The sequence below is a fragment of the Porphyrobacter sp. TH134 genome (assembly GCF_002855495.1).
GTDB lineage: Bacteria > Pseudomonadota > Alphaproteobacteria > Sphingomonadales > Sphingomonadaceae > Erythrobacter.
Genome location: NZ_PKRO01000009.1, coordinates 34,890 through 55,093, shown reverse-complemented (window position 1 = coordinate 55,093; position 20,204 = coordinate 34,890). Strand labels below are relative to the sequence as shown.

Sequence of the window (20,204 nt, the reverse complement as noted above, 5' to 3'; positions counted from 1 at the left end):
CTTTCTACCCGGACGCATCGCGCCGGGTCGCATCAGGGGAACACCGCATATGACCCGCCCGATCAGCCAGCTCGCCCTTGCCAGAGCGCTTGCCTTCGGGCTTGCCTTTGCGAGTGTTGGCACCACCTTGGGAGCCACTGCCGTCAGCGCGAAAACACAAGAGGAAATGCCGACTGTGACGAATGACATGCCCAAGCCGGTCGCCGAAAAGCGGCCGCACACCTACACCGTCCACGGGATCACGGTCGAAGACCCCTATGACTGGCTCTATGACAAGTCCTACCCCGTCGTGGATGACGCGGATGTGCTGCAATATCTGAACACCGAAAACGCCTATTTCGAATACAAGATGGCCGCGCAGGCACCGCTGACCGATGCGCTGTTCAAGGAAATGCGCGCCCGCATCAAGGAAGACGATTCGACCGTGCCCCAGAAGGACGGCGATTACCTTTACTGGAGCGAGTTCGAGGAAGGCGCGCAGTATCGCAAGCATTACCGTAAGCCCGTGGCGGGCGGTGAGGCCGAGCTGCTGATTGACGAAAACGCATTGGCCGAAGGGCAGGAATATTTCCGCCTCGGCGCGGCCTCGATCAGCCAGAACCAGCGCTTTCTCGCCTATGCCACCGACACCAATGGCTCGGAACGCTACACCGCGCGGATCAAGGATTTGCAGACCGGCGAGCACTTGCCCGATGTGATTGAAAACCTGCGCGGCGATCTGGTGTGGGTGAAAGGTGACACCGCGCTGGTCTATGGCCCCTCGACCGAGGAATGGCGCACGCTCGAAGCCAGGATGCACGTCATCGGCACCCCGGTGAGCGAGGATGTGACGCTCTACAAGGAGGAGGACCAGTCCTTCGGCGTCGGCACCGGGCTATCCGCACAGGAAGACTGGCTGATTATCGCCACCGGCGACAACGAGACGAGCGAAGTGCGGCTTGTCCCTGCGGCCAATCCCACGGCAGAACCCATTCTGGTGAAGGCGCGCAAGAAGGGCGTGGAATATTCGGTCGATGTGCGTGACGGCGAATTGTGGGTGTGGACCAACGACGACCACATCAACTTCCGCCTCGCCAAAGCGGACCTGAAGACGCCGGGTGACTGGCAGACGGTGATTGCCGGGTCGGATGATTTCTATCTGACCGGGTTCGATCTGTTCAAGGATTTCTACGTCACCGAAGGGCGGCTGGACGGCCTCGACCAGATTCAGCTGCGCCAATACAGCGATGCAGCGAAAATCACGCCGATCGCCTTTCCCGAAGCCAGCTATACGGCGGGTCTGTCGAACAATCCCGAATATGCCATGACCAAGCTGCGGCTGTCCTATCAAAGCATGGTCACGCCCGGCACGGTCTATGATTACGACGTGGCAACCGGCGGGCTGGAAACGCTGAAGACGCAGGAAATCCCCAGCGGCTATGACGCGAGCCTCTATGTCACCGAGCGCCTGAGCGTGCAGGCGCGCGACGGGACGATGGTGCCGGTCAGCATCGTGATGCGCAAGGACCGCGCCGAAATCCTCAAGCAGGCCGGCATCGAAGGGCCGGGGCCGCTGCACCTTTATGCTTACGGCGCCTATGGCTATGCCATCCCGCCGGGCTTTTCGACCTCGCGCCTCAGCCTGGTGGATCGCGGCTTCGCCTATGCCATCGCGCATATTCGCGGCGGCGATGATCTGGGGCGGCGTTGGTATCTGCAAGGCAAGCTGTTCGATCGCACCAACACCTTCAACGATTTCGTTGATGTGGGCCGGGGGTTGATCGCCAAGGGCTACACCGCGGAAGGCAAAGTCACCGCCAGCGGCGGATCGGCGGGCGGCGAATTGATGGGAGCGATCATCAATCAGGACCCGTCGCAATATGGCGCCATCGTCGCGCATGTGCCCTTCGTGGATGTGGTGGGCACCATGCTGAACGAAAAGCTCCCCCTCACGCCGGGCGAATGGCAGGAATGGGGCAACCCCATCACCGACAAGGCGGCGTTTGCCTATATGCTGTCCTATTCGCCCTATGATCAGGTGGTGGCCAAGGCATACCCGCCGATGCTGGTGACTGCGGGCCTCAACGATCCGCGCGTGACCTATTGGGAACCCGCCAAGTGGGTCGCCAAGCTGCGCGAGCTGAAGACCGATGATAACCTGCTGCTGCTCAAGACCAACATGGGCGCAGGCCACGGCGGGCAATCGGGGCGCTGGAACAGCCTGAAGGAAACGGCGGAGGAGTTCGCCTTTATCCTGTGGCAGATGGGGATGGCCCCGCAAGACTGATAAGCTCCGGAGGAAGCGAGACATTATAGTCGATCGCTTCCTCCACCAGCTGGATGACGATGGCCTCCATCTCGGGGCCGAACAGCGCCATTTTCAGGTATAGCTCCGGCACCGCGCGGATCAGGCCGAAACCCGCTTCCTTGCCGAACACCGGGATCGGGCCGCGCGGCAGCGGGCGCTGGTCGAGGTCAGGCGTCACCAGCCACACCATCCCGACCTTGCGGCTGTTGAAGATCGCCATCAACCGGCCATAGTCGCTCGCCAGCAGCACGGCCGGTATCGCGGCGAGATAGCGGCAGGCGGCGACGGCGGCGGTGCGGTCCCTGAGGCCGATCGCGCCCTCCAGCCAGCCCAGCGTGCGGCGCACATCCTCGCGCGTGGCCTCGGCGGCGTGGGCGAGCAGCCAGTCATAGCCGCGCAGCGCGCGGTTCCACCCGCGCGGATCATGCGCGACCGCATCCCAGAAGATGTCAACCGCATCGGCCATCGGCTTGAGCTTGCCATCCTGATGGGTGAAGATGCCTTCCGGGCCGATATAGAGGCTGCGCGCGCCGGGCCGCTGGTTGCTCCAGTCCACCGACGGACGCAAGCCGCGGTCCGGGCGTTCGGGCGGGTCGGAGGAGTCGTCGCTCATACTGCGCAGGGTATCAGCGGGGGGCTAACAAGCCCTTGCGATCCTTGCCCGCGCGCGCCTGCGGGTCTAGGCCGCCGCCATGCCGATGCCCTTCACCCACACCTTCCGCGCCGAGCCGCAGCACATCGACGAACTTGGCCACGTCAACAACACCGTATGGGTGCAGTGGATTCAGGATATGGCCACCCAGCATTGGGACGCCGTCGCCCGCCCGGAAGACCGCGCGGCGTATTTCTGGGTCGTGGTGCGGCACGAGATCGATTATCGCGGCAATATCTCGGAAGGGGAGAGCGTGACTGCGACCACCTGGATCGAGGGGCCGGCCATGGGCGCGAAGTCGCTGCGCCGGGTGGAGTTCACTGATGCGGGCGGTAAACGCCTCGTCAGTGCGGCGACGACCTGGGCGATGCTCGACCGGGCGACCGGGCGTCTGGCGCGGGTGCGGCCCGAGGTGCTGGCGCCGTTCTTGTGACGTGTCATACCACCCGCCCCGCCTCCCCGCCCGGCCACCAATAGTCCCACTATGTTATGGTGGCCGGGCTGGGAGGCGGGGCGGGTGGTACGCATCGCGCGTCAGCGCGATTGAAAACACGTTAAGCCGCGCGGTCTGCCGATGATTGGCGCGCGGCGGGCGCGCTGCGAAACACGGTCAGGCGTTCATAGGCCAGCCGGTTGCGGCCCGCCGCCTTGGCTTCGTACATCAGCGCATCGGCGCGGGCGTAGAATTCGGCAAAGGCCATCGCCTGGCGGCCCGCTTCCTCCACCACGACCACGCCCATGCTGGCGGTGACCGGCAGTTGCAGCCCCGGCACTTCGGCGGCGATCCGGATCGGGATGGCCTGGCGCAGCGCCTCGGCCCGTTCGAGCGAGCGCGGTCCGCGCAGCAGCACCACAAACTCCTCGCCCCCCAGCCGGACCGCCACCGCATCACGGTCCCCGCTGGCACGCAATGCCCCGGCGCAGGCAATCAGCGCGGCATCGCCCACCTGATGGCCGTGCAGATCGTTGATCGCCTTGAACCGGTCGAGATCGACCAGCGCAAAGGTATCAAAGCCCTGCGTCAGCAGTTCATCGAAGCGCGCCTCGATCGCGCGGCGGTTCATCAGGCCCGTGAGCGAATCGCGGGCGGAAATCTGTTCGAGCATCTTCGCTTCGGTCAGCGCGGCATCGCGTTCCTGCCGGATCGCGAGGAACCGGTCAGCAATCGCCAGGCTGATAATCACGACCTCGATCCCGGTCGCCACGAACATCATCAGATCAAGGCTGGATGGCCCGCTGTGCAGGCCCAGCCCGCGTGCCAGCCGCTCCATCGAGGCTGCAATCAGCGGTGCCCAGGCGACGGCGATAAACCGCGCCGAACGGCTGCCGCGCAGCAGTGCATGGGCAATGCCAAAACAGACGATGAAGGCGGCTGGCGTGATGCTGACGAAATAGGCCAGATCATCGAAGGATTGCGTTGCGTGGAGCTGAAGCGAAAACAGGCCCGGCACCGCAATCGTCCAGCACCCCGCCCAGAACATAAAGCGCCGCACCTTCGGGGCCAGCGCAGCCGGTTCCAGAAAGCCGCTCAGGAACAGTAGCGCAGCCCCGCAGCCAATCGCCCATGATAGCGGCGCCAGCACCGCCAGCAATGCCACCGGCAGCGTAACAAAGGCCGAAATCAGCCCCCCTGCAAACAGCACATAGCCCATCATCCCTGTCACCATCAGCGCGTGGAACAGGACAAAGCGTTCCTGCAGGACAAGGAAGAAATTGAAGTCGAACAACAGCGGCAGCACCAGCATCCCCAGCACGATCGCCAGCACCATCATCTCCAGCTGGGTGCGGGCGGCGCTTTCGGAATGCCGGATCAGCCGGGCTTCGGTCAGCAGCGGGATCGAATGGGGGCGCTCAATCCGGGCGATGATCATCCGGGTGTCAGGGGTGATGTCTGGCAGGGCCAAGCGGAACACCGGGCCAGCGGCAAAGGCTTCGCCCTCGGCCTCGGCGTAACTGCGGCTGCGCAAGGTCCCATTGGCATCCACCGCGGTCAGCGTGATGCGCTGATGCCGGGCGGTTCGGCTGTAGAAATAGCGCGGTACGGCGCCGTTCTTCCACGCCGCAGCATCGAAGCGAAGCCACGCCACAGGCTGGTCGGCGCGCCAATCGCCAGCGTAGCATGTCCACGCCTGCGCGGCTGTCATGGCGACAACGCTGCGCTCTGTCCCCGATGCGGCATGGCAAGTTGCCGCCGCTGACGAAGCATCGCGATGTTCTGCCGCCGCTGGCCGGGCAGCCAGCATCACCAGCAGCAAAGCTGCAGCAGCAAGCCGGACCAGAAGGCGCATCACGTTCATCCGCGGGGAGATACCATGCAAGCTCTTACGATGCTGTTAAGCCCATTTGCTCCATTTTGGAGATAAAGTCAGGCGTTCTCATGGGTTTGGGCGGCCCGCCCATTCGCTGGGGATCGCGCCGCGGCCATCACTGGCGCGGCGCTGCGGGACAGTCACAAGCTTGTCATGAAACGGCCCTAGCGCGGCGGCAGCGGGCACCGATCTGCGCTGCTCATCAGGATTTTTGTCATGACACATCGCATCATTGCCTCGATCAAAACGGGCGCCTTGCTTTCGCTGGCCGCCGCGACCCTGACCGCCTGCGACAGCGGCGGCGGTGCGACCCAGCAATCGGTTCATGCCGTCGGCTCGTCGACCGTCTATCCCTTCGCGAAGGTGGTGGCCGAGAACTTCTCGCGCAGCTTTCCCGACATGCGCTCGCCGCTGATCGAATCCACCGGTACGGGCAATGGCATCCAGCTGTTTTGTTCGGGCCTTGGGCCCAACACGCCGGACATGGTCAACGCCTCGCGCCGGATGAAGCCGTCGGAGTTTGATTCCTGCGCCGCCAACAAGGTGGACGAGGTGATCGAATTGCAGGTCGGGCTGGACGGCATCGCTTTTGCCTCGGCCAATGGCGGGATCATGCTGAACCTGTCGCCCAAGACCGTGTACGAAGCGCTGGCGGCGCGCCCCTATGGCAAGCCGCAGACCGCCAAGACCTGGAAGGATGTCGACCCGGCGCTGCCGGCCGATCCGATCCTCGTTTACGGCCCGCCCAGCACGTCGGGTACGCGCGATGCGCTGAAAGAACTGGTGCTGGAAGCCGGGTGCAAGTCCGATCCCGCCATGAAGGCGCTGAAAGACAGCGATGAAGAGCAGTACAAGCAGATCTGCACCGAAGTGCGCGACGATGGCGGCTATGTCGATCAGGGCGAACAGGACAATCTGATCGTCCAGAAGATCGTCGGCAACCCGCGCGCGGTGGGCGTTTTCGGCTATTCCTATCTCGAAGAAAACACCGACAAGGTGCAGGGCCTGCCGATGAACAGCGTCCAGCCGACTTACGAAAACATCGCCAGCTTCGCCTATCCCGGTGCCCGGCCGCTGTTCGTCTACGTCAAGAAAGAACACATGCGCGCCATTCCCGGGCTGGAAGATTTCATGAAGGAATGGGTCAAGAGCTGGGGCAAGGGCGGCCCGCTCGCCCGGATCGGGATGGTGGCGATGCCCGCAGATGTGATGCAGGCCAACGCGGCCAAGGTTCAGGGCATGACCGTGCTGACCAAGGCCGAACTCGAAGCGAAGTAAGCGCGATTGCCCTGCGCCCTGCCAGCGATTAGGCTGGCAGGCATGAGCGCGCGCAAACTTGCCGAATGGCACGCAGCCGGCCTGATCGATGCGGCGACGCGCGATCGGCTGGCTGCCTATGAAACCGCGCATGCCCGCCCGCTGGCGGTGTGGGCGGTGTATGGCATCGGGGCGCTCGCCATCGGGCTGGGTCTGGTGTCGGTGGTGGCGGCCAACTGGGAGGAGATCCCGGGGCTGCTGCGGCTGGCGGTGCATCTGGCGCTGATTGCGGGGCTGCTGGCCGGGTTGTTCCTGCGTGAACAGCAACTGGCCGAACGCTCGCCCTGGGCGGCCGAAGCCCTCGTCTTCGTCACCGCCGCGCTGGGCCTCACCTTTTTCGGGCATCTGGGCCAGGTCTATCAGACCGCCTCGCCGCTGTGGCAGCCGCTGGCGGCTTGGCTGGCGCTGTTTGCACCGCTGCTGCTGCTGACGGGCCGCAGCTGGCCGACCGCGCTCGCCGTGCTGGGCGGCATGGTGTGGTGCGTGTGGGATTATGCGGCAGCCGGGCGCTATTTCGATGACGGGTTCATCACCGCCCTGCCCGTGCTGCTTGCCCCGCTCGCCGCCGCGATGCGGGCGCGCAGCGAGCGCCCGGTTTTCTGGCGGCGGCTTGAACAACTCGCGCTCGCCTATGCGGTGGCCGCAGCCTCGGCGGCCTGCGCGCTCGCCAGTGCGGATGGCTTCGACCAAAACGATGGCGGGATCATCGGCGTCAGCATGCTGGTGGCCGGCGCGGTGGCGGTGGTGGCGGGCGGCGGCGTGATCGCGGTGCGGCGGGGCCTTTCGGGCCGGATGGCCGGCGCGATCATCATCGGGGCTGGTGCGGCGCTGCCGCTGGCCGATATCGTCAATGATCGCACGCTGGCGGCGGCGCTCTTGTTCATGCTGCTGTGGTCCGGGATCGCCGCGGCCGCGCTGGCGGCGCAGTGGCGCGGGGTCTTTCAGCTGGCGGTGGGGGTGATCGCGCTGCGGCTGATCGCGCTCAGCTTTGAACTGGCGGGCGACCTTTTGACCAGCGGCTTTGGGCTGATTGCGGCGGGCGTGATGATCCTCGGCGTCGCATGGGGCGCGGTCCGGGTGTCGCGGCGCTTTGCCCCTGATGCGCAGGAGAGCGGGGCATGAACCCGATGGTGCGCCTCGCTGCGGTCACAGTCCCGCTGCTCGGTCTTGCGATGCTGTGGGGAATGAGCGACCAGACCTACCATCAGGGCACCGAATGGGAGGTGCCGGTCACCGGCTATGATCCGCGCGATATCCTGCGCGGGCATTATGCCGAGTTTGGTTATGATTGGCCGGGAGCAGGTGCCGGACAGGCGGCTCCGCTGGACGCGCTGTGCCTGTCGGGCACGGCGCCGGTTATCGCGTCGGTCAGCGCCCTGCGCGATGGCGATACCTGCGCCCACCCGCTGCGCGCGGCACCGGGGGACGTTTACGGCACCAACGGGCTGATCCGCGGCCGGTTGTATGTGGGGCAGGACCGCGCCGCGAAGCTCGACGCGCAGCTGCGCCGCAGCGATCAGCGCGGGATCGTGACGATCCGCCAGCGCGACGACGGCAGCTTCACCCCCATCAGCATCCGCTTTCGCCCGCTGACACCGCAAGAAATCGCCGAGCGTGAGGCGCAGCGGGCGGAGGATTTGCGCCCCCCGCCCGCCATTATGTCCCGGTAGGGCAGGCTCAGAACTTGGCGGTGACTTCCACCCCGTAGAACCGCGGCTCGCCCGGAATGAAGGTTGGGACGCCGAACCCGTTGCCGGTGTTGCCGGCATCCAGCAGGAAGTCTTCATTGAAGGCATTGCGGATGAAACCGGCGATTTCATACCGCTCATCGGCAAAGCTTACCCCGGCGCGGGCGTTCACCAGTGTCACCGGCCCCTGCGACAGCAGGTTGGAGTTGGGCACCTGGAAGAAGATTGTGCTGCGGTGGGTGACAGTCGGCGTGGCGAAGAACCGCGCGCCGCCAAAGTCGTAATCGACCGTGAAGCCGCCCGAGGCCTGCCATTCCGGCTGGAGGCGGAAGCGCGATCCGGCAAGGTTGCCGTTGGCCGGGTCATTATCGACCCCGCCGTCGATGAAGCCGAAATTGCCGAACACGTTGAGCCAGTCGGCAAGATCAACCGCCAGCTCGCCTTCGACGCCAAGGTTGCTGGCACTGCCGGCGCTGACCGTGATGGTGGTGCCGGGACGCGCCGGATCGGGGATCGAGACCTGGAAGTTGTCATAGACCTGGTAATAGACGCCGAGCGAGGCGGACACCGGGCCAGCGGCAAGCTTGATCCCGCCTTCGTAGTTCCAGACGATTTCCGCATCCACGTCGGTGCGGTTGGCGACCACGTTGGCCCCGTCACGGCGGGCGTTCAGCTGCACCACGGGCGAACGGCGGCCCTTGGAGATGGTGGCATAGACGTTCACATCATCGCTGATGCGGTACAGCGCGTTGAAGCGCGGCAACACCGCCTGAAACTCCTCTTCAACCGTGAACACAAGCCCGCCGGTATTGACCCCGCCGGGGATCAGCGGCGCGCCGGTCAGCCTGCTGTTGGGGATGTTGTTGGAAAAGCTCGACCGGCGAAGTTCGTCAAGGAAGCGGACACCGGCGGTCAGTTCCAGCGCGTCGGTCGGCAGCCAGGTCACATCGGCGAACACCGAATAGGCTTCGTTGCGGCCTTCGTTCTGGAACAGGATGGCGCTGTAGGGGATGTTGGTCGCGCCAAGGGCAGGAACGCTGCCATCGGGCGCAACGCACAGCCGGCGCGGGTTGGCGAACAGGCCGCCAAGGCAGCTGAGGAAGACGCCCTCCTCGGTAGCGAACGGCACGTTCTGGAAGCCGTCTTCGATGAACATGTTCCAGCCCGCGCTGGCGCGCAGCTTCTCGCCGGCATAGCTGAACCGGCCTTCATGGCTGACCTGCCAGCCCTTGGCGAATTCGGTGAATTCGAGGAACGGCGCGGCCGAACCATCGGCATCGAACACCTCAAGGCTGTCAAACTCGCGGTAGCCGTTCACCGTGGTGAAGGTCCATTCGTCGGAGAACTGGTATTCGGCGGTAAGGTTGAGATCGTAAACCTCGCGGTTCAGGCCGAGCTGATCGTCACCCAGCGTCGCTGCCGCCGAGGGGAGGCCGCCAAGATTGGCATCGACAAAGGCATTGGCCGGGCCGCCGGGCGAGGCGGACGAGGCCGGGAAGGTGGCCGAAATGAACGGCGTTCCGCCATTGCGCTGCTGGTCATAGGTGCCGATCAGATCGAGCGTGAAGCTGTCGGTGGGGGTGTAGCGGATCGACGCGCGCAGCCCGAACTGATCTTGGGCATAAAGATCCTTGGTCTGGTTCGGGCTGAGGTTCCTGACATAACCATCGCGCTTGCGCCATTCGCCCGCGATGCGCGCGGCGATGACGTCGGACCCGATATTGATGTGGCCGCCCACCATGGTCTGGTCGAAATTGCCGTAGCTGCCGCGCACTTCGCCCGAAAACCCTTCGCGCGGGCGGGCCGAAACAAGGCTGATCGCGCCCACGGCGCTGGCGGTGCCAAACAAGGTGGCCTGCGGGCCCTTGACCACTTCGACCCGTTCCAGATCGTAGATCGCCTGATAGCTGCCGCGCGAGCGCGAAATATCGACGCCATTGTAATAGAGCGTGACGCGCGGGCCTTCCTGCGCCGAGCCGCTATCCGAGGTAATGCCGCGGATCACAACGCCGGGGTTGTTGGCGCTCTGCTCCTGAATCAGCAGGCCGGGGGTGTAATAGGACAGTTCATCAAGATCGGTCACGCCCAGTTCGCGGATCCGCTCGCCCGCGAGCGCCGAGATGGTGATCGGCACGTCCAGCGCGCGCTGCTCGATCTTTTGGGTGGTGACGATGATCTGGTTGCCCGACCCGCTGTCATCCTCGGCAGCTGCATCGCTGTCTTGAGCGAAAGCGGCGTGGGGCGCGGCGGCGAGCGTGGCGGTGAGCGCGATCAGCGAGACGCGCGTAAATGAGGTGCGGAGCATAAGTTGCCTTCCCTGTTGCATGAGACAGGTCAAGCCCGTGGCAACGCTTGGTGACGCTACCGCGACCTTGCCGAGAAGGATCCGTGACAGCACTATTTCACATTAGTGACGTTGCTTTCCTGCATCATTCCCGGCGTGAAATTACAACGGATTGCCATCCTTGTCGCGGTAGATCTCGCGCCGACCGACGTGATTGGCCGGGCCGACCAGCCCATCTTCCTCCATCCGTTCGATCCATTTGGCGGCCGTGTTGTAGCCCACGCCCATCTGGCGCTGAAGCCAGGAGCCGGATGCCTTCTGGTTTTCGATGACGATCTGGCAGGCCTGACGGTACTTGCGTTCTTCGGGGTTGTCCGAGGCGGTCATGTCGTCTTCAAAGCCGAAGCCGAAGCCTTCTTCCGGCTCTTCGGTCACCGCATCGACATATTCGGGCGAGCCCTGACCGCGCCAGAAATCCGCCACCGCTTCCACTTCCTCGTCCGAGACGAAGGGCCCGTGCACGCGCACCATCGCGCCGGTGTTGGGCTTGTAGAGCATGTCGCCCTTGCCCAGCAATTGTTCGGCGCCCTGTTCGCCCAGGATCGTGCGGCTGTCGATTCGGCTGGTCACCTTGAAGCTGATGCGGGTCGGCAGGTTGGCCTTGATGACCCCGGTGATAACATCGACCGAGGGGCGCTGGGTGGCCATGATAAGGTGGATACCGGCGGCGCGCGATTTCTGGCTGAGGCGCTGGATCAGGACTTCGATTTCCTTGCCGATGGTGACCATCAAGTCGGCCAGCTCGTCGACGATCAACACGATCTGGGGCAGCGGCTGGTAATCGAGCTGTTCTTCCTCGAACAACTGCTCGCCGGTTTCGGGATCGAACCCGGTCTGCACCCGGCGACCCAATGGCTTGCCCTTGGCGATGGCGGCGCTGACCTTTTCGTTGAAGGAATGGATGTTGCGCGAGGAAATCGCGCTCATCATCCGATAGCGCCGCTCCATTTCCTCGACCGCCCATTTCAGCGCGCGCACCGATTTGGCCGGCTCCGTCACCACCGGCGAGAGCAGGTGTGGGATGTCGTCGTAGGTTTTCAGTTCCAGCACCTTGGGATCGATCAGGATCAGGCGCAGTTCGGTCGGCGTGAAGCGGTACAATAGCGAAAGCAGGATCACGTTGAGGCCGACCGACTTGCCCGACCCGGTGGTGCCCGCGACCAGCAAGTGCGGCATGGCGGCAAGATCAGCGATGATCGGCTCGCCCGCGATATCCTTGCCCAGAATGATCGGCAGGTTGCCCTTGGCATCGACAAAGTCGGCGCAGGCGGCGAGTTCTTTCAGGGCCACCATCTGGCGATCCTGATTGGGCAGTTCGATGCCCATGACGGTGCGCCCCGGGATCGGCGAGACGCGCGCGGAAATCGCGCTCATATTGCGGGCGATGTCTTCAGCGAGGCCGATGATCCGGCTGGCCTTGATGCCGGGCGCAGGCTCCAACTCGTACATCGTCACCACCGGGCCGGTGCGCACCGCGGTGATTTCGCCCTTCACGTTGAAATCGTCGAGCACGTTTTCGAGCAGGCGGGCGTTACGCTCGAGCGCCAGCTTGTCGAGCTTGGGGCCTTTGTCCGCCGGCGGTTCGGCCAGCAGATCGAGGCTGGGCAGCTTGAAGGCGGCAAACATGTCGGCTTGCGCGGTCCTGGCGGTGGCGGCGCGTTTGGGCGGGGCGGAAGGATCGCTGATTTCGGGCGTGCGGCGCGGGCGATCTTCCAGCGGGGCGGGCGCTGTGTCGGTTTTGGCGATGCGGCGTGGGCGCGGGGCGGCCTCCTCATCCTCGTCATCCCCGGCAAAGGCCAGCGCGGGCACCGCAGGCCGGCCCGGCAGCGGCAGCGGCACGCGGCGCGCAAGCCCCGCCAGCGATCCGCCGCCGAGAAATTCGGGCAGGCTCATCAGCACGCGCCAGTCGATGGCAAAGATCCGGGTCAGCAAGGCGACCCCGGCGGCCAGACTGACAAAAGCGAGGCCAAGGATCACCCAGCCTTCCGCCCCGGCACCAAACCGCGCGGCGATGGCCTGGATCGCGCTCGCGCCCAGCAATCCGGCCATGCCGCCCGATTGTGCAGGCAGCGTGCCGCCCGGCCCGTCGAAGACCAGGCTGAGCACGGTCGCGATCAGCGACATGGCGACCAGCAGCAGCGCGGTCGGCATCCACCAGGCGGTGGTTTCGGGCTCGTCCCCATTTTCGACATCGCGCCACAGCTTACGGGCGGAGACGTAAAGCAAGGGCAGCAGCAGCACGCCGGGCAGGCCGAAGATCAGCAGCACCCGGTCCGCCGCCCACGCCCCGCTCGCGCCCATCCAGTTGGCGACTTCACTGGGGTCGGCTGCGGTCGAGGGGCTGGGATCGGTCTGGGTATAGCTCGCCAGCGCCAGCGCAAGGAACACCGCTGCGCCCAGCAGCAGCCCCGCACCTGTCATCTGCACCAGACGGCGCAAGCTGCGGCGCAGGCCTGCACGCCATTCCGCATCGGTTTGGCGACCGGGTTTGTTGGGAAGGGCCGCGCGGCTCGCCATTGGGGTATCTCCTGACCGGAACACATCATGAATCCTTGAGCCTTCGCGGTCAAGGAAAGAGCGACAGGGGCAGCGCTAACTCAGCCCGTCGATCGCGGCCCACACGGGCCAATCCAGCGCGCGGGCATGGGCGGCGCTCATGCCGCCCAGCGCGATCACCGGCAGGGCGGCTTGCCGCGCGAGCAACCGGAAGCGCACCGGTCCCAGCACGCCAGCGCCGGGGTGCGAGCGGGTGGCGAACACCGGAGACAGCAGCGCCGCATCCGCCCCCAGCCGCGCGGCCAGCCCCAGTTCGGCAAGGTTGTGGGCGGTGGCCAAGTGGATCAGTCCGGCCCGGCGCGGCGCCAGCGCGCGCGGCGCACCGTAGATCCCGTCCGCTCCCCATTCCCGCGCCGTCAGCGCCGAATCGGCCAGGATCGTCACATGCCCCCGGGCCCGCGCGATTCGCCGCAGCGCGCGGAACCGCGCATAGCGTGCCGGCCCCGGCAAATGGTAATGGCGATAGATCAGCCCCGATCCGCGCGGCAGCGCGGCCAACGCCGCTTCCAGCCGCGCGTCATTTCTTGCGTCACTGATCAGCCACAGGCGGGGGAGGGTCTTTGCGTCCGGCACGCACCCGCTATAGAGCAGCGCCATGGATAAGACAGCTGCTGCCCGTCTCGCTGAAGTGCAAGCCAATATCGCCCGCGTGTGCAAACCCGCGCGGCGCGCGCCTGCCGATGTCACGCTGATCGCGGTCAGCAAGACCCATGATGCGCCCGCGATCCAACCGCTGATCGATGCGGGCCAGCGCGTGTTTGGCGAAAACCGCGTGCAGGAGGCGCAGGCCAAGTGGCCCGCCTTGCGCGAAGCTCACCCCGATATCGAACTCCACCTGATCGGCCAGCTGCAATCGAACAAGGCGGAAGAGGCGGTGGCGCTGTTCGACGTGATCCACTCGCTCGACCGGCCCAGCCTGTTGACCGCGCTGGCACGCGCGATGGACAAGGTGGGGCGGCGTGTGCCGTGTTTCGTGCAGGTCAATATTGGCGACGAAGCGCAGAAGGGCGGCTGCCCTATCAGCGAATTGCCCGCTTTCCTCGCTGCGGTGCGCGCCGCCGATGTGCCGCTGGCGGGGCTGATGTGCATCCCCCCGGCCGATACCGAAGCCGCGCCGTTCTTTGCGCTGCTCGCCAAATTGGCGGCGGATCATGGGCTTACGGGGCTCAGCATGGGGATGAGCGGCGATTACGAGACCGCCGTGATGCTGGGGGCGACCCATGTGCGGGTGGGTTCGGCGCTGTTCGGCCAGAGAGGCGCAGCCCGCGCGTGAGCGCGACGCTGGCCCGGCTTGAGGCGTTTTTTGAAAACTGGCGCGCGCGCCTGAACGCGTCCGGGGCCACGGTTACCTTTCGGGCGCAGTCGCTGGATACGCCGCCCGGGCTCCATTTCGCGTGCGCTGACCGCTTCGTCACCAGTCTGGGTTACCAGCCGATCGGCGGGAACTGGGAACTGCTCGATGCCGAGGCCGGCAAAGACGCCCCGCGATCGGCCCGCACCGCGCTGGTCGCGGCCTTCAGCCATGACATGGTCTTTTCGCACGCGGCATGGCTGGGCGAGGATGATGCGCTGGCCATGGGAGAGGGCTGGCTCGCCTGTTTTGATTCGGCCCAGCTGCACATCATGACCAACCGGATGTATTTCGGCTGGAACCCGATCACGCAGGCGACCTTCGAATGGGCTTTCGTCGCCTTTGACGGGTCTGCCATCGCCTTGCTGCTCGCCACCGCCGAGGACTGAACGAAAAAGGGCGCCCCGTTGCCGGAGCGCCCCCTTTGTTCGCGATGTGCGCGCGACTTAGAACTCAAACATCGCTTCGATGCCGACGTTGCGGCCGCGCATCAGCGGCGAGAAGGTGCCGCCGCCCGGACGCTGCTGGAAGGGCTGCTGCACACCGTCCGAATTCGGACCCTGCACCACGCCGCCAGCGGCCACCGGTCCGCCGAACGGAACCTGCGTATCGCCGCCTTCCTGCACCTGATCGAGCAGGTTGCGGCCATACAGCGACAGCGACAAGCCTTCGATCGGGGTGTTCCAGGTGATGTTGGCTTCCAGATTGCTCAGCTCGTTGAGCCAGCCGAAGTTGTCATCGGTATAGGCGGCAAAGTCACGATACTGGTAGTTCACGCGGGTCAGGATGCTGCTGCCACCCAGATCCCAGTCGTGGATCAGGCCCGCGCCCACCGTCACCGGGGGAACGCGCGGCAGGCTGAGGGCGAGGTCAGCATCGCTGATCCGGCCATCGCCCGAGATATCGAACAGCACCCGGTCATAGGCCGCGTCGATTACGCCGAGGTTGGCGGTGAAGGCCAGCGATTCCGATACCCGCATCCGGGCTTCGGCTTCAAAACCCTTGATCGTGGCATCGGCGGTGTTGAGGATGTTCTGCACCACGCCCGCGCCCGGATCGGACAGGTTCACTTCGCGCTGCATGTTGCCGACCTTGGTGATGTAGGCCGCGGCATTCAGCGTGAACGATCCGTCGGCGGTCTGGAACTTGCCGCCGATTTCGTAATTGTCGACCTGTTCTTCATCAAAGCCCAAGGCGCCGGTTGCCGCGAAGGCGCGGTTGAACACGGCCACGTTGGTGATGCGGAAGTTGTAACCGCCCGACCGGAAACCACGGCTCCAGTGGCCATAGATCTGGCTGTCGGCAAATTCATATTGCAGACCCAGCTTGGGCGAGACGTTGCGGAACCGGACGTCGTCGGTGAACCCGTTGCGTTCGGTGGCGGGGTTGAACGGCTGCGTTCCGGTGGGGCAGGTGCCTGCAACCACCGAACACGGTGCGCGCGGGGTGATGTAGGTCACCGCCGCATCCTTGGTTTCCTGGTTCCAGCGGACGCCGGCGATCAGCGAGAGATTGTCGACAAACTCCCACTGCGCGTTGGCGAACACGCCGATCACTTCGTGATCCTGCTTGCCGCCGCCAAAGAAGACGGGCGGGCGCAGGTTCACGGGCAGATCGCGGCGCAGTTCGCGGCTTTCATCGTAAGCCAGATCCTGCTGGAAATAGAACCCGCCAAAGGTGAGGTCGAGGCTGTCGAACGACATCGCGTAGCGCAATTCGTTCGAAATCTGCTGCTGTTCGGTGCGCGTGTCCGAATGGAACAGGAAGAGCGGGGTCGCGTCGATATCGCCGCGGGTGGTGGCCGAATAATCGCGGAAGCCGAACACGTTGGTCAGCGTGCCAGGGCCGACATCGAGTGTGGCGGTGAGCGATCCGGTCCAGATTTCGTTGGCGTAATTGCCCGGCTCGTCGATCGAGAAATCGAAGCTGTTGCGATCAAAGAACGCACGGTTCTGGGCCGAGGGGCCATCGCCTTCGCTCTCAAAATAGTCGAGCTTGCCCAGCAGTGTGAGGCCGCCCAGACGCGCTTCCAACGCGCCGCGCAGGATCTTGGTTTCTGCCGCCCCGTGGTTCGATCCGTCGAACAGGTTGGTGAAGTAGCCGCGGTCATTGTTGTAGTATGCGCCAACCTTGAACAACAGCACGTCTTCGACGATCGGGCCGGAGATCACACCGCTGACAGTGTAGTTGGGGCCGCCGCGGCCGCTGTCGACCGGGCCGTCGACCGACGCGCGGACCTTGCCGCGGAAGTCTTCGGTGGGGTTGCCGGTGTTGATGACCACCGCGCCGCCGGTCACGTTACGGCCGAACAAGACGCCCTGCGGACCGCGCAGGATTTCCACGCTGTCGAGGTCGAACAGGTCGAACACCACGCCGCCGTTGATGCCGAGGTACACCCCGTCAACAAACACGCCCACGGTGGGGTCGATCGAGGGGATCGACGAGTTGATACCAAGCCCGCGCACGGTGAAGTTGGCGGTGCCGCGGCTCGTGCCGACCTGATCGAGGCTGACGGTCGGGGCCTGGAACGACAGGCCCGAAATGTCGCGGATCTTGAAGGCTTCGAGCGTACCGGCATTGAATGCGGTCACAGCCAGCGGAATGTCCTGAACGTTTTCGGCGTCCTTGGTCTTGGTGCCGGTGACGAGGATTTCGTTGAGGCCGTCAAGCGTGCTGACACGGTCTTCAGTGGCGGGGGCTTCGCTGGCGGGGGCTTCAGCATCCTGTGCCTGCGCGGCAAAGGGGGCGAGGGTGGCGGCCGAGAGCAGCAACGCCAGCTTGCCGAGCCGCATGCGGCCCGACATGGGGTTTCCAGTTGTCATTTTTATAACTCTCCCTGAGTTGAGAGCCGGGCCAATAGCAACCCGTCATGCGATTGCAACCTATCGTGCGCCCGGCTCGTCGCATCGCGATTTGGTCATATCTTCAAGGATTTGCAATTACGTCTTTTCAAGCTGTTGCTGGCGCTGGTCGCTCGCGGCGGTCAGCAGCGCGGCTTCGATCTCGGCCAGCCGCTCGGGCGCCTTGATTTTGGCCGAGGTCAGATCGGTCACATAGAACGTATCGGCCGCCGCCTCGCCGTAAGCCGTGATGTGCGCCGAATGGACGATCAGGTTGGCCTTGTAGAGCGCATGCGCCAGCCGGTTGAGCAGCGCCGGGCGATCCCGCGCGGTCACTTCGATAACGGTGAAATGGTTCGATGCGTCATTGTCGAACCCGACGCGCGGGGCGACATCAAACGCCTTGGCGCGCGAATGGGCGAGCGGGCGGGCGGCCAGCTTGGGCACCAGTTCAACCTTGGCGAGGAGAGCATCGCGAATGCCCTTTTCGATGCGGGCCATTTGCGCTGTTTCGCGGAACGGCTGGGCATTGTGGTCCTGCACCAGGAAGTTGTCGACCGCATAGCCGCTGCGCGCGGTGTGGATGCGGGCATCGATGATGTTGGCGCCGGCCAGGTGGATGCCGCCCGCCATACGGTAAAACAGCCCCGGATGGTCGGCCGCGATCACGCTGACACGGGTAGCGCCGCGGGTTTCGTCAACCTCGCACAGGATCGACAGCGGTTCGTCCGAGGCTTGCGCTGCGTCATATTGCGCAAGGTTGCTGGCGATGATGTCTTCCGGCTCGGCGATCCAGTAGGCATCGCCCAGCAAGTCGCCGAAACTGTCGACCAGGTGATCGGCATCGCCCAGCAGCCGCTGCACGGCATCCTTCTTGGCGGTGACGCGCGCCTTGCGGCCGGTGCCCTTGTGGCCCAGCCGCAGCCGTTCCTGCGCGGCATCGTAAAGCTCGCCCAAAAGCTGGGCTTTCCAGCTGTTCCATGTGCCCGGCCCCACCGCGCGGATATCGACCGCAGTAAGGATCGCCAGATTGCGCAGGCGTTCCAGGCTTTGCACCTCGATAACGAAATCCTCGATCGTCTTGGGATCGGTGAGATCGCGCTTTTGTGCAGTGCGGCTCATCAGCAGGTGTTGCAGCACCAGCCAGGCGACCAGATCGGTCTCGCGTCCGTCCAATCCGAAGCGCGGGCACAGCCGGTGCGCCACGTCCGCCCCCAGCACCGAATGATCCCCCCCGCGCCCCTTGGCAATGTCGTGCAGCAGCACCGCCACATACAGCGCCCGGCGCGAGGCGAGCTTGGGAAATTCGCGGGTGGCGCGCGGGTGATCGGCGGCCAGCAAGCCACGCTCGATCTGGGAGAGCAGCCCGATGGCGCGGATCGTGTGTTCATCGACCGTGTAGTGGTGATACATGTCGAACTGCATCTGGGCGTTGACCCGGCCGAAGTCGGGCACGAAGCGGCCGAATACGCCCGCCTCGTTCATCCAGCGCAAGCTCGTCTCGGGGTCCTTGCGGCCTGACAGCAGATCGAGGAACAGCGCATTGGCGCGCTTGTCGCGGCGCAGTTTGCCATCGATCAGCTTCGCATCGCGCCCCGCCTGCCGCATGGTTTCGGGGTGGATTTCCAGCCCCTCGGCCTCGGCCAGCTGGAACACCTCGATCAGGCGCACGGGATCATCGCGGAACCAGTCATCGCCCGGCGCACGCAGGCGTCCGCCATCGACGGTGTAGCCCTTGAACACCCGGGGGCGCTGCGTCCACCCGGCGAAAAAGCCGGTGCGCGGGCGCTTTTTGGCCATTTCCTCGTCGAGATGCGACAGGAACACGCCGGTCAGGCTGCCCACGCGTTTTACCTGGAGGAAGTAATACTGCATGAACCGTTCGACCGCGCTTTTGCCGGGGCGGTCGGCGAATTGCATCCGTTCCGCCACCGCGCGTTGCAGATCGAAGGTCAGGCGGTCTTCGGCCCGGTCGGTGATGATGTGCATGTGGCAGCGCACGGCGAGCAGAAAACCCTCGGCGCGGCGAAAGCTGCGATATTCATTGGCGGTCAGCAGCCCGACATCGACCAGCTGCGCGGCGCTATCGACGCGGTGGATATATTTGCCGATCCAGTACAATGTCTGGAGGTCGCGCAAGGCCCCCTTGCCTTCCTTGATGTTGGGTTCAACGACATAGCGGCTGTCTCCCATGCGCTTGTGCCGCGCGTCGCGTTCAGCCAGCTTTTCGACCAGGAACTGCCGTTCGCTGCCCTTGACCACATCGCTCCAGAACCGTGCCCGCAGCTCGTCGTAAAGCGCCTGTTCGCCCCACACCAACCGGCTTTCCAGCAGCGCGGTGCGGATGGTCAGATCGTCCTTGGCCATGCGGATCGTGTCGGGGACGGTGCGGCTGGAATGGCCCACCTTCAGACCCAGATCCCACAGGATATAGAGCATCGTCTCGATCACCTGCTCGCACCAGGGCGCGCGCTTGTTCGGGGTGATGAAGGCGACGTCGATATCCGAATGCGGCGCCATCTCGGCCCGCCCGTAACCCCCCACGGCCAGCACGGCGAGCCGCTCTGCCTGCGTCCGGTTCGGGGCCGGAAAGATGTGCGTGGTGACGTGATCGTGGATCACCCGCATCAGCTGATCCATCAGGAAGCTGAAGCCCCCGGTAACCTCGTGCCCGGCTGACGGCGTCTGTTCCAGCCGGCGCGCCAGTTCGGCCCGCCCTTCGTCCAGCGCGGTGCGCAGCGCCTTGATGATCGCCGGGCGCGCGCTGTCCCCGCCGTCCTGGTAAAGCGCCGCGATGTCCTCGGCCAGCGCGCGCCGATCGATGATCGCACGCTGGCCGGGAATACGTTTAGGGCTCATG

At 64.9% G+C, this 20,204-nt stretch carries 14 protein-coding genes; 7 read left to right on the top strand and 7 right to left on the bottom strand.

The window, feature by feature from the left end; all coding sequences use genetic code 11:
* Positions 1-49: 49 nt before the first annotated feature.
* Positions 50-2,266: a S9 family peptidase gene (locus tag C0V72_RS06105; RefSeq protein ID WP_101792333.1), complete on the top strand. Its 2,217-nt coding sequence runs from the start codon at positions 50-52 to the stop codon at positions 2,264-2,266.
* On the opposite strand, the gene C0V72_RS06100 is transcribed toward C0V72_RS06105, so the two are convergent.
* A complete protein-coding gene (locus C0V72_RS06100) occupies positions 2,229-2,900 on the bottom strand; it encodes a hypothetical protein (protein WP_101792332.1) in 672 nt (223 codons plus the stop codon). The genes C0V72_RS06105 and C0V72_RS06100 overlap by 38 nt on opposite strands.
* A gap of 79 nt (positions 2,901-2,979) precedes the next feature.
* Here C0V72_RS06100 and C0V72_RS06095 point away from each other — a divergent pair, with 79 nt between their 5' ends.
* Positions 2,980-3,372, top strand: a complete 393-nt coding sequence (locus C0V72_RS06095) for an acyl-CoA thioesterase (RefSeq protein ID WP_101792331.1) — start codon at positions 2,980-2,982, stop codon at positions 3,370-3,372.
* Between the two features lie 121 nt (positions 3,373-3,493).
* Here C0V72_RS06095 and C0V72_RS06090 read toward each other — a convergent pair whose 3' ends face one another.
* Positions 3,494-5,227, bottom strand: a complete 1,734-nt coding sequence (locus C0V72_RS06090; protein ID WP_233999811.1) for a GGDEF domain-containing protein — start codon at positions 5,225-5,227, stop codon at positions 3,494-3,496.
* A gap of 237 nt (positions 5,228-5,464) precedes the next feature.
* Here C0V72_RS06090 and C0V72_RS06085 point away from each other — a divergent pair, with 237 nt between their 5' ends.
* The 3 genes from C0V72_RS06085 to C0V72_RS06075 are packed head-to-tail and all read left to right on the top strand — an operon-like array spanning position 5,465 to position 8,235.
* Positions 5,465-6,526, top strand: a complete 1,062-nt coding sequence (locus C0V72_RS06085) for a substrate-binding domain-containing protein (RefSeq protein ID WP_101792329.1) — start codon at positions 5,465-5,467, stop codon at positions 6,524-6,526.
* Positions 6,527-6,568: 42 nt separating this feature from the next.
* Entirely contained in the window at positions 6,569-7,687 is a 1,119-nt protein-coding gene (locus C0V72_RS06080; RefSeq protein WP_101792328.1) for a DUF2157 domain-containing protein, read from the top strand.
* Positions 7,684-8,235, top strand: coding sequence for a GDYXXLXY domain-containing protein (locus tag C0V72_RS06075; protein WP_101792327.1), 552 nt, complete (start codon positions 7,684-7,686; stop codon positions 8,233-8,235). Before C0V72_RS06080 ends, C0V72_RS06075 begins: the two co-directional genes overlap by 4 nt.
* 7 nt (positions 8,236-8,242) lie before the next feature.
* Here C0V72_RS06075 and C0V72_RS06070 read toward each other — a convergent pair whose 3' ends face one another.
* From C0V72_RS06070 to C0V72_RS06060, 3 genes are all read right to left on the bottom strand, one after another.
* The gene (locus tag C0V72_RS06070; protein ID WP_101792326.1) at positions 8,243-10,558 is read right to left on the bottom strand and encodes a TonB-dependent receptor; all 2,316 of its coding nucleotides are present in this window, start codon (positions 10,556-10,558) and stop codon (positions 8,243-8,245) included.
* A gap of 141 nt (positions 10,559-10,699) precedes the next feature.
* Complete coding sequence (locus C0V72_RS06065) at positions 10,700-13,114, bottom strand: FtsK/SpoIIIE family DNA translocase (RefSeq protein ID WP_101792325.1); 2,415 nt, start codon at positions 13,112-13,114, stop codon at positions 10,700-10,702.
* 75 nt (positions 13,115-13,189) lie between these two features.
* Entirely contained in the window at positions 13,190-13,750 is a 561-nt protein-coding gene (locus tag C0V72_RS06060) for a thiamine phosphate synthase (RefSeq protein WP_101792324.1), read from the bottom strand.
* On the opposite strand from C0V72_RS06060, the gene C0V72_RS06055 reads away from it, so the two are divergent.
* Both C0V72_RS06055 and C0V72_RS06050 read left to right on the top strand, forming a co-directional pair.
* Positions 13,749-14,426 (top strand): YggS family pyridoxal phosphate-dependent enzyme, encoded by a 678-nt coding sequence (locus tag C0V72_RS06055; RefSeq protein ID WP_101792323.1) that lies wholly within the window; start codon positions 13,749-13,751, stop codon positions 14,424-14,426. The genes C0V72_RS06060 and C0V72_RS06055 overlap by 2 nt on opposite strands.
* On the top strand, positions 14,423-14,893 hold the full coding sequence (locus C0V72_RS06050) for a hypothetical protein (protein WP_101792322.1): 471 nt from the start codon (positions 14,423-14,425) through the stop codon (positions 14,891-14,893). Before C0V72_RS06055 ends, C0V72_RS06050 begins: the two co-directional genes overlap by 4 nt.
* Before the next feature lie 57 nt (positions 14,894-14,950).
* Here the strand turns inward: C0V72_RS06050 and C0V72_RS06045 are convergent, their stop codons facing one another.
* A complete protein-coding gene (locus tag C0V72_RS06045) occupies positions 14,951-17,326 on the bottom strand; it encodes a TonB-dependent receptor (RefSeq protein WP_233999810.1) in 2,376 nt (791 codons plus the stop codon).
* 117 nt (positions 17,327-17,443) lie between these two features.
* A complete protein-coding gene (locus C0V72_RS06040) occupies positions 17,444-20,203 on the bottom strand; it encodes a [protein-PII] uridylyltransferase (protein WP_101792321.1) in 2,760 nt (919 codons plus the stop codon).
* Between the last annotated feature and the right edge of the window lies 1 nt (position 20,204).

Excerpts from the sequence above, each read along its gene's own strand:
- C0V72_RS06105 (WP_101792333.1), top strand. The coding sequence starts at position 50 with ATGACCCGCCCGATCAGCCAGCTCGCCCTTGCCAGAGCGCTTGCCTTC.
- C0V72_RS06100 (WP_101792332.1), bottom strand. The coding sequence starts at position 2,900 with ATGAGCGACGACTCCTCCGACCCGCCCGAACGCCCGGACCGCGGCTTG.
- C0V72_RS06095 (WP_101792331.1), top strand. The coding sequence starts at position 2,980 with ATGCCGATGCCCTTCACCCACACCTTCCGCGCCGAGCCGCAGCACATC.
- C0V72_RS06090 (WP_233999811.1), bottom strand. The coding sequence starts at position 5,227 with ATGCGCCTTCTGGTCCGGCTTGCTGCTGCAGCTTTGCTGCTGGTGATG.
- C0V72_RS06085 (WP_101792329.1), top strand. The coding sequence starts at position 5,465 with ATGACACATCGCATCATTGCCTCGATCAAAACGGGCGCCTTGCTTTCG.
- C0V72_RS06080 (WP_101792328.1), top strand. The coding sequence starts at position 6,569 with ATGAGCGCGCGCAAACTTGCCGAATGGCACGCAGCCGGCCTGATCGAT.
- C0V72_RS06075 (WP_101792327.1), top strand. The coding sequence starts at position 7,684 with ATGAACCCGATGGTGCGCCTCGCTGCGGTCACAGTCCCGCTGCTCGGT.
- C0V72_RS06070 (WP_101792326.1), bottom strand. The coding sequence starts at position 10,558 with ATGCTCCGCACCTCATTTACGCGCGTCTCGCTGATCGCGCTCACCGCC.
- C0V72_RS06065 (WP_101792325.1), bottom strand. The coding sequence starts at position 13,114 with ATGGCGAGCCGCGCGGCCCTTCCCAACAAACCCGGTCGCCAAACCGAT.
- C0V72_RS06055 (WP_101792323.1), top strand. The coding sequence starts at position 13,749 with ATGGATAAGACAGCTGCTGCCCGTCTCGCTGAAGTGCAAGCCAATATC.
- C0V72_RS06060 (WP_101792324.1), bottom strand. The coding sequence starts at position 13,750 with ATGGCGCTGCTCTATAGCGGGTGCGTGCCGGACGCAAAGACCCTCCCC.
- C0V72_RS06045 (WP_233999810.1), bottom strand. The coding sequence starts at position 17,326 with ATGACAACTGGAAACCCCATGTCGGGCCGCATGCGGCTCGGCAAGCTG.
- C0V72_RS06040 (WP_101792321.1), bottom strand. The coding sequence starts at position 20,203 with ATGAGCCCTAAACGTATTCCCGGCCAGCGTGCGATCATCGATCGGCGC.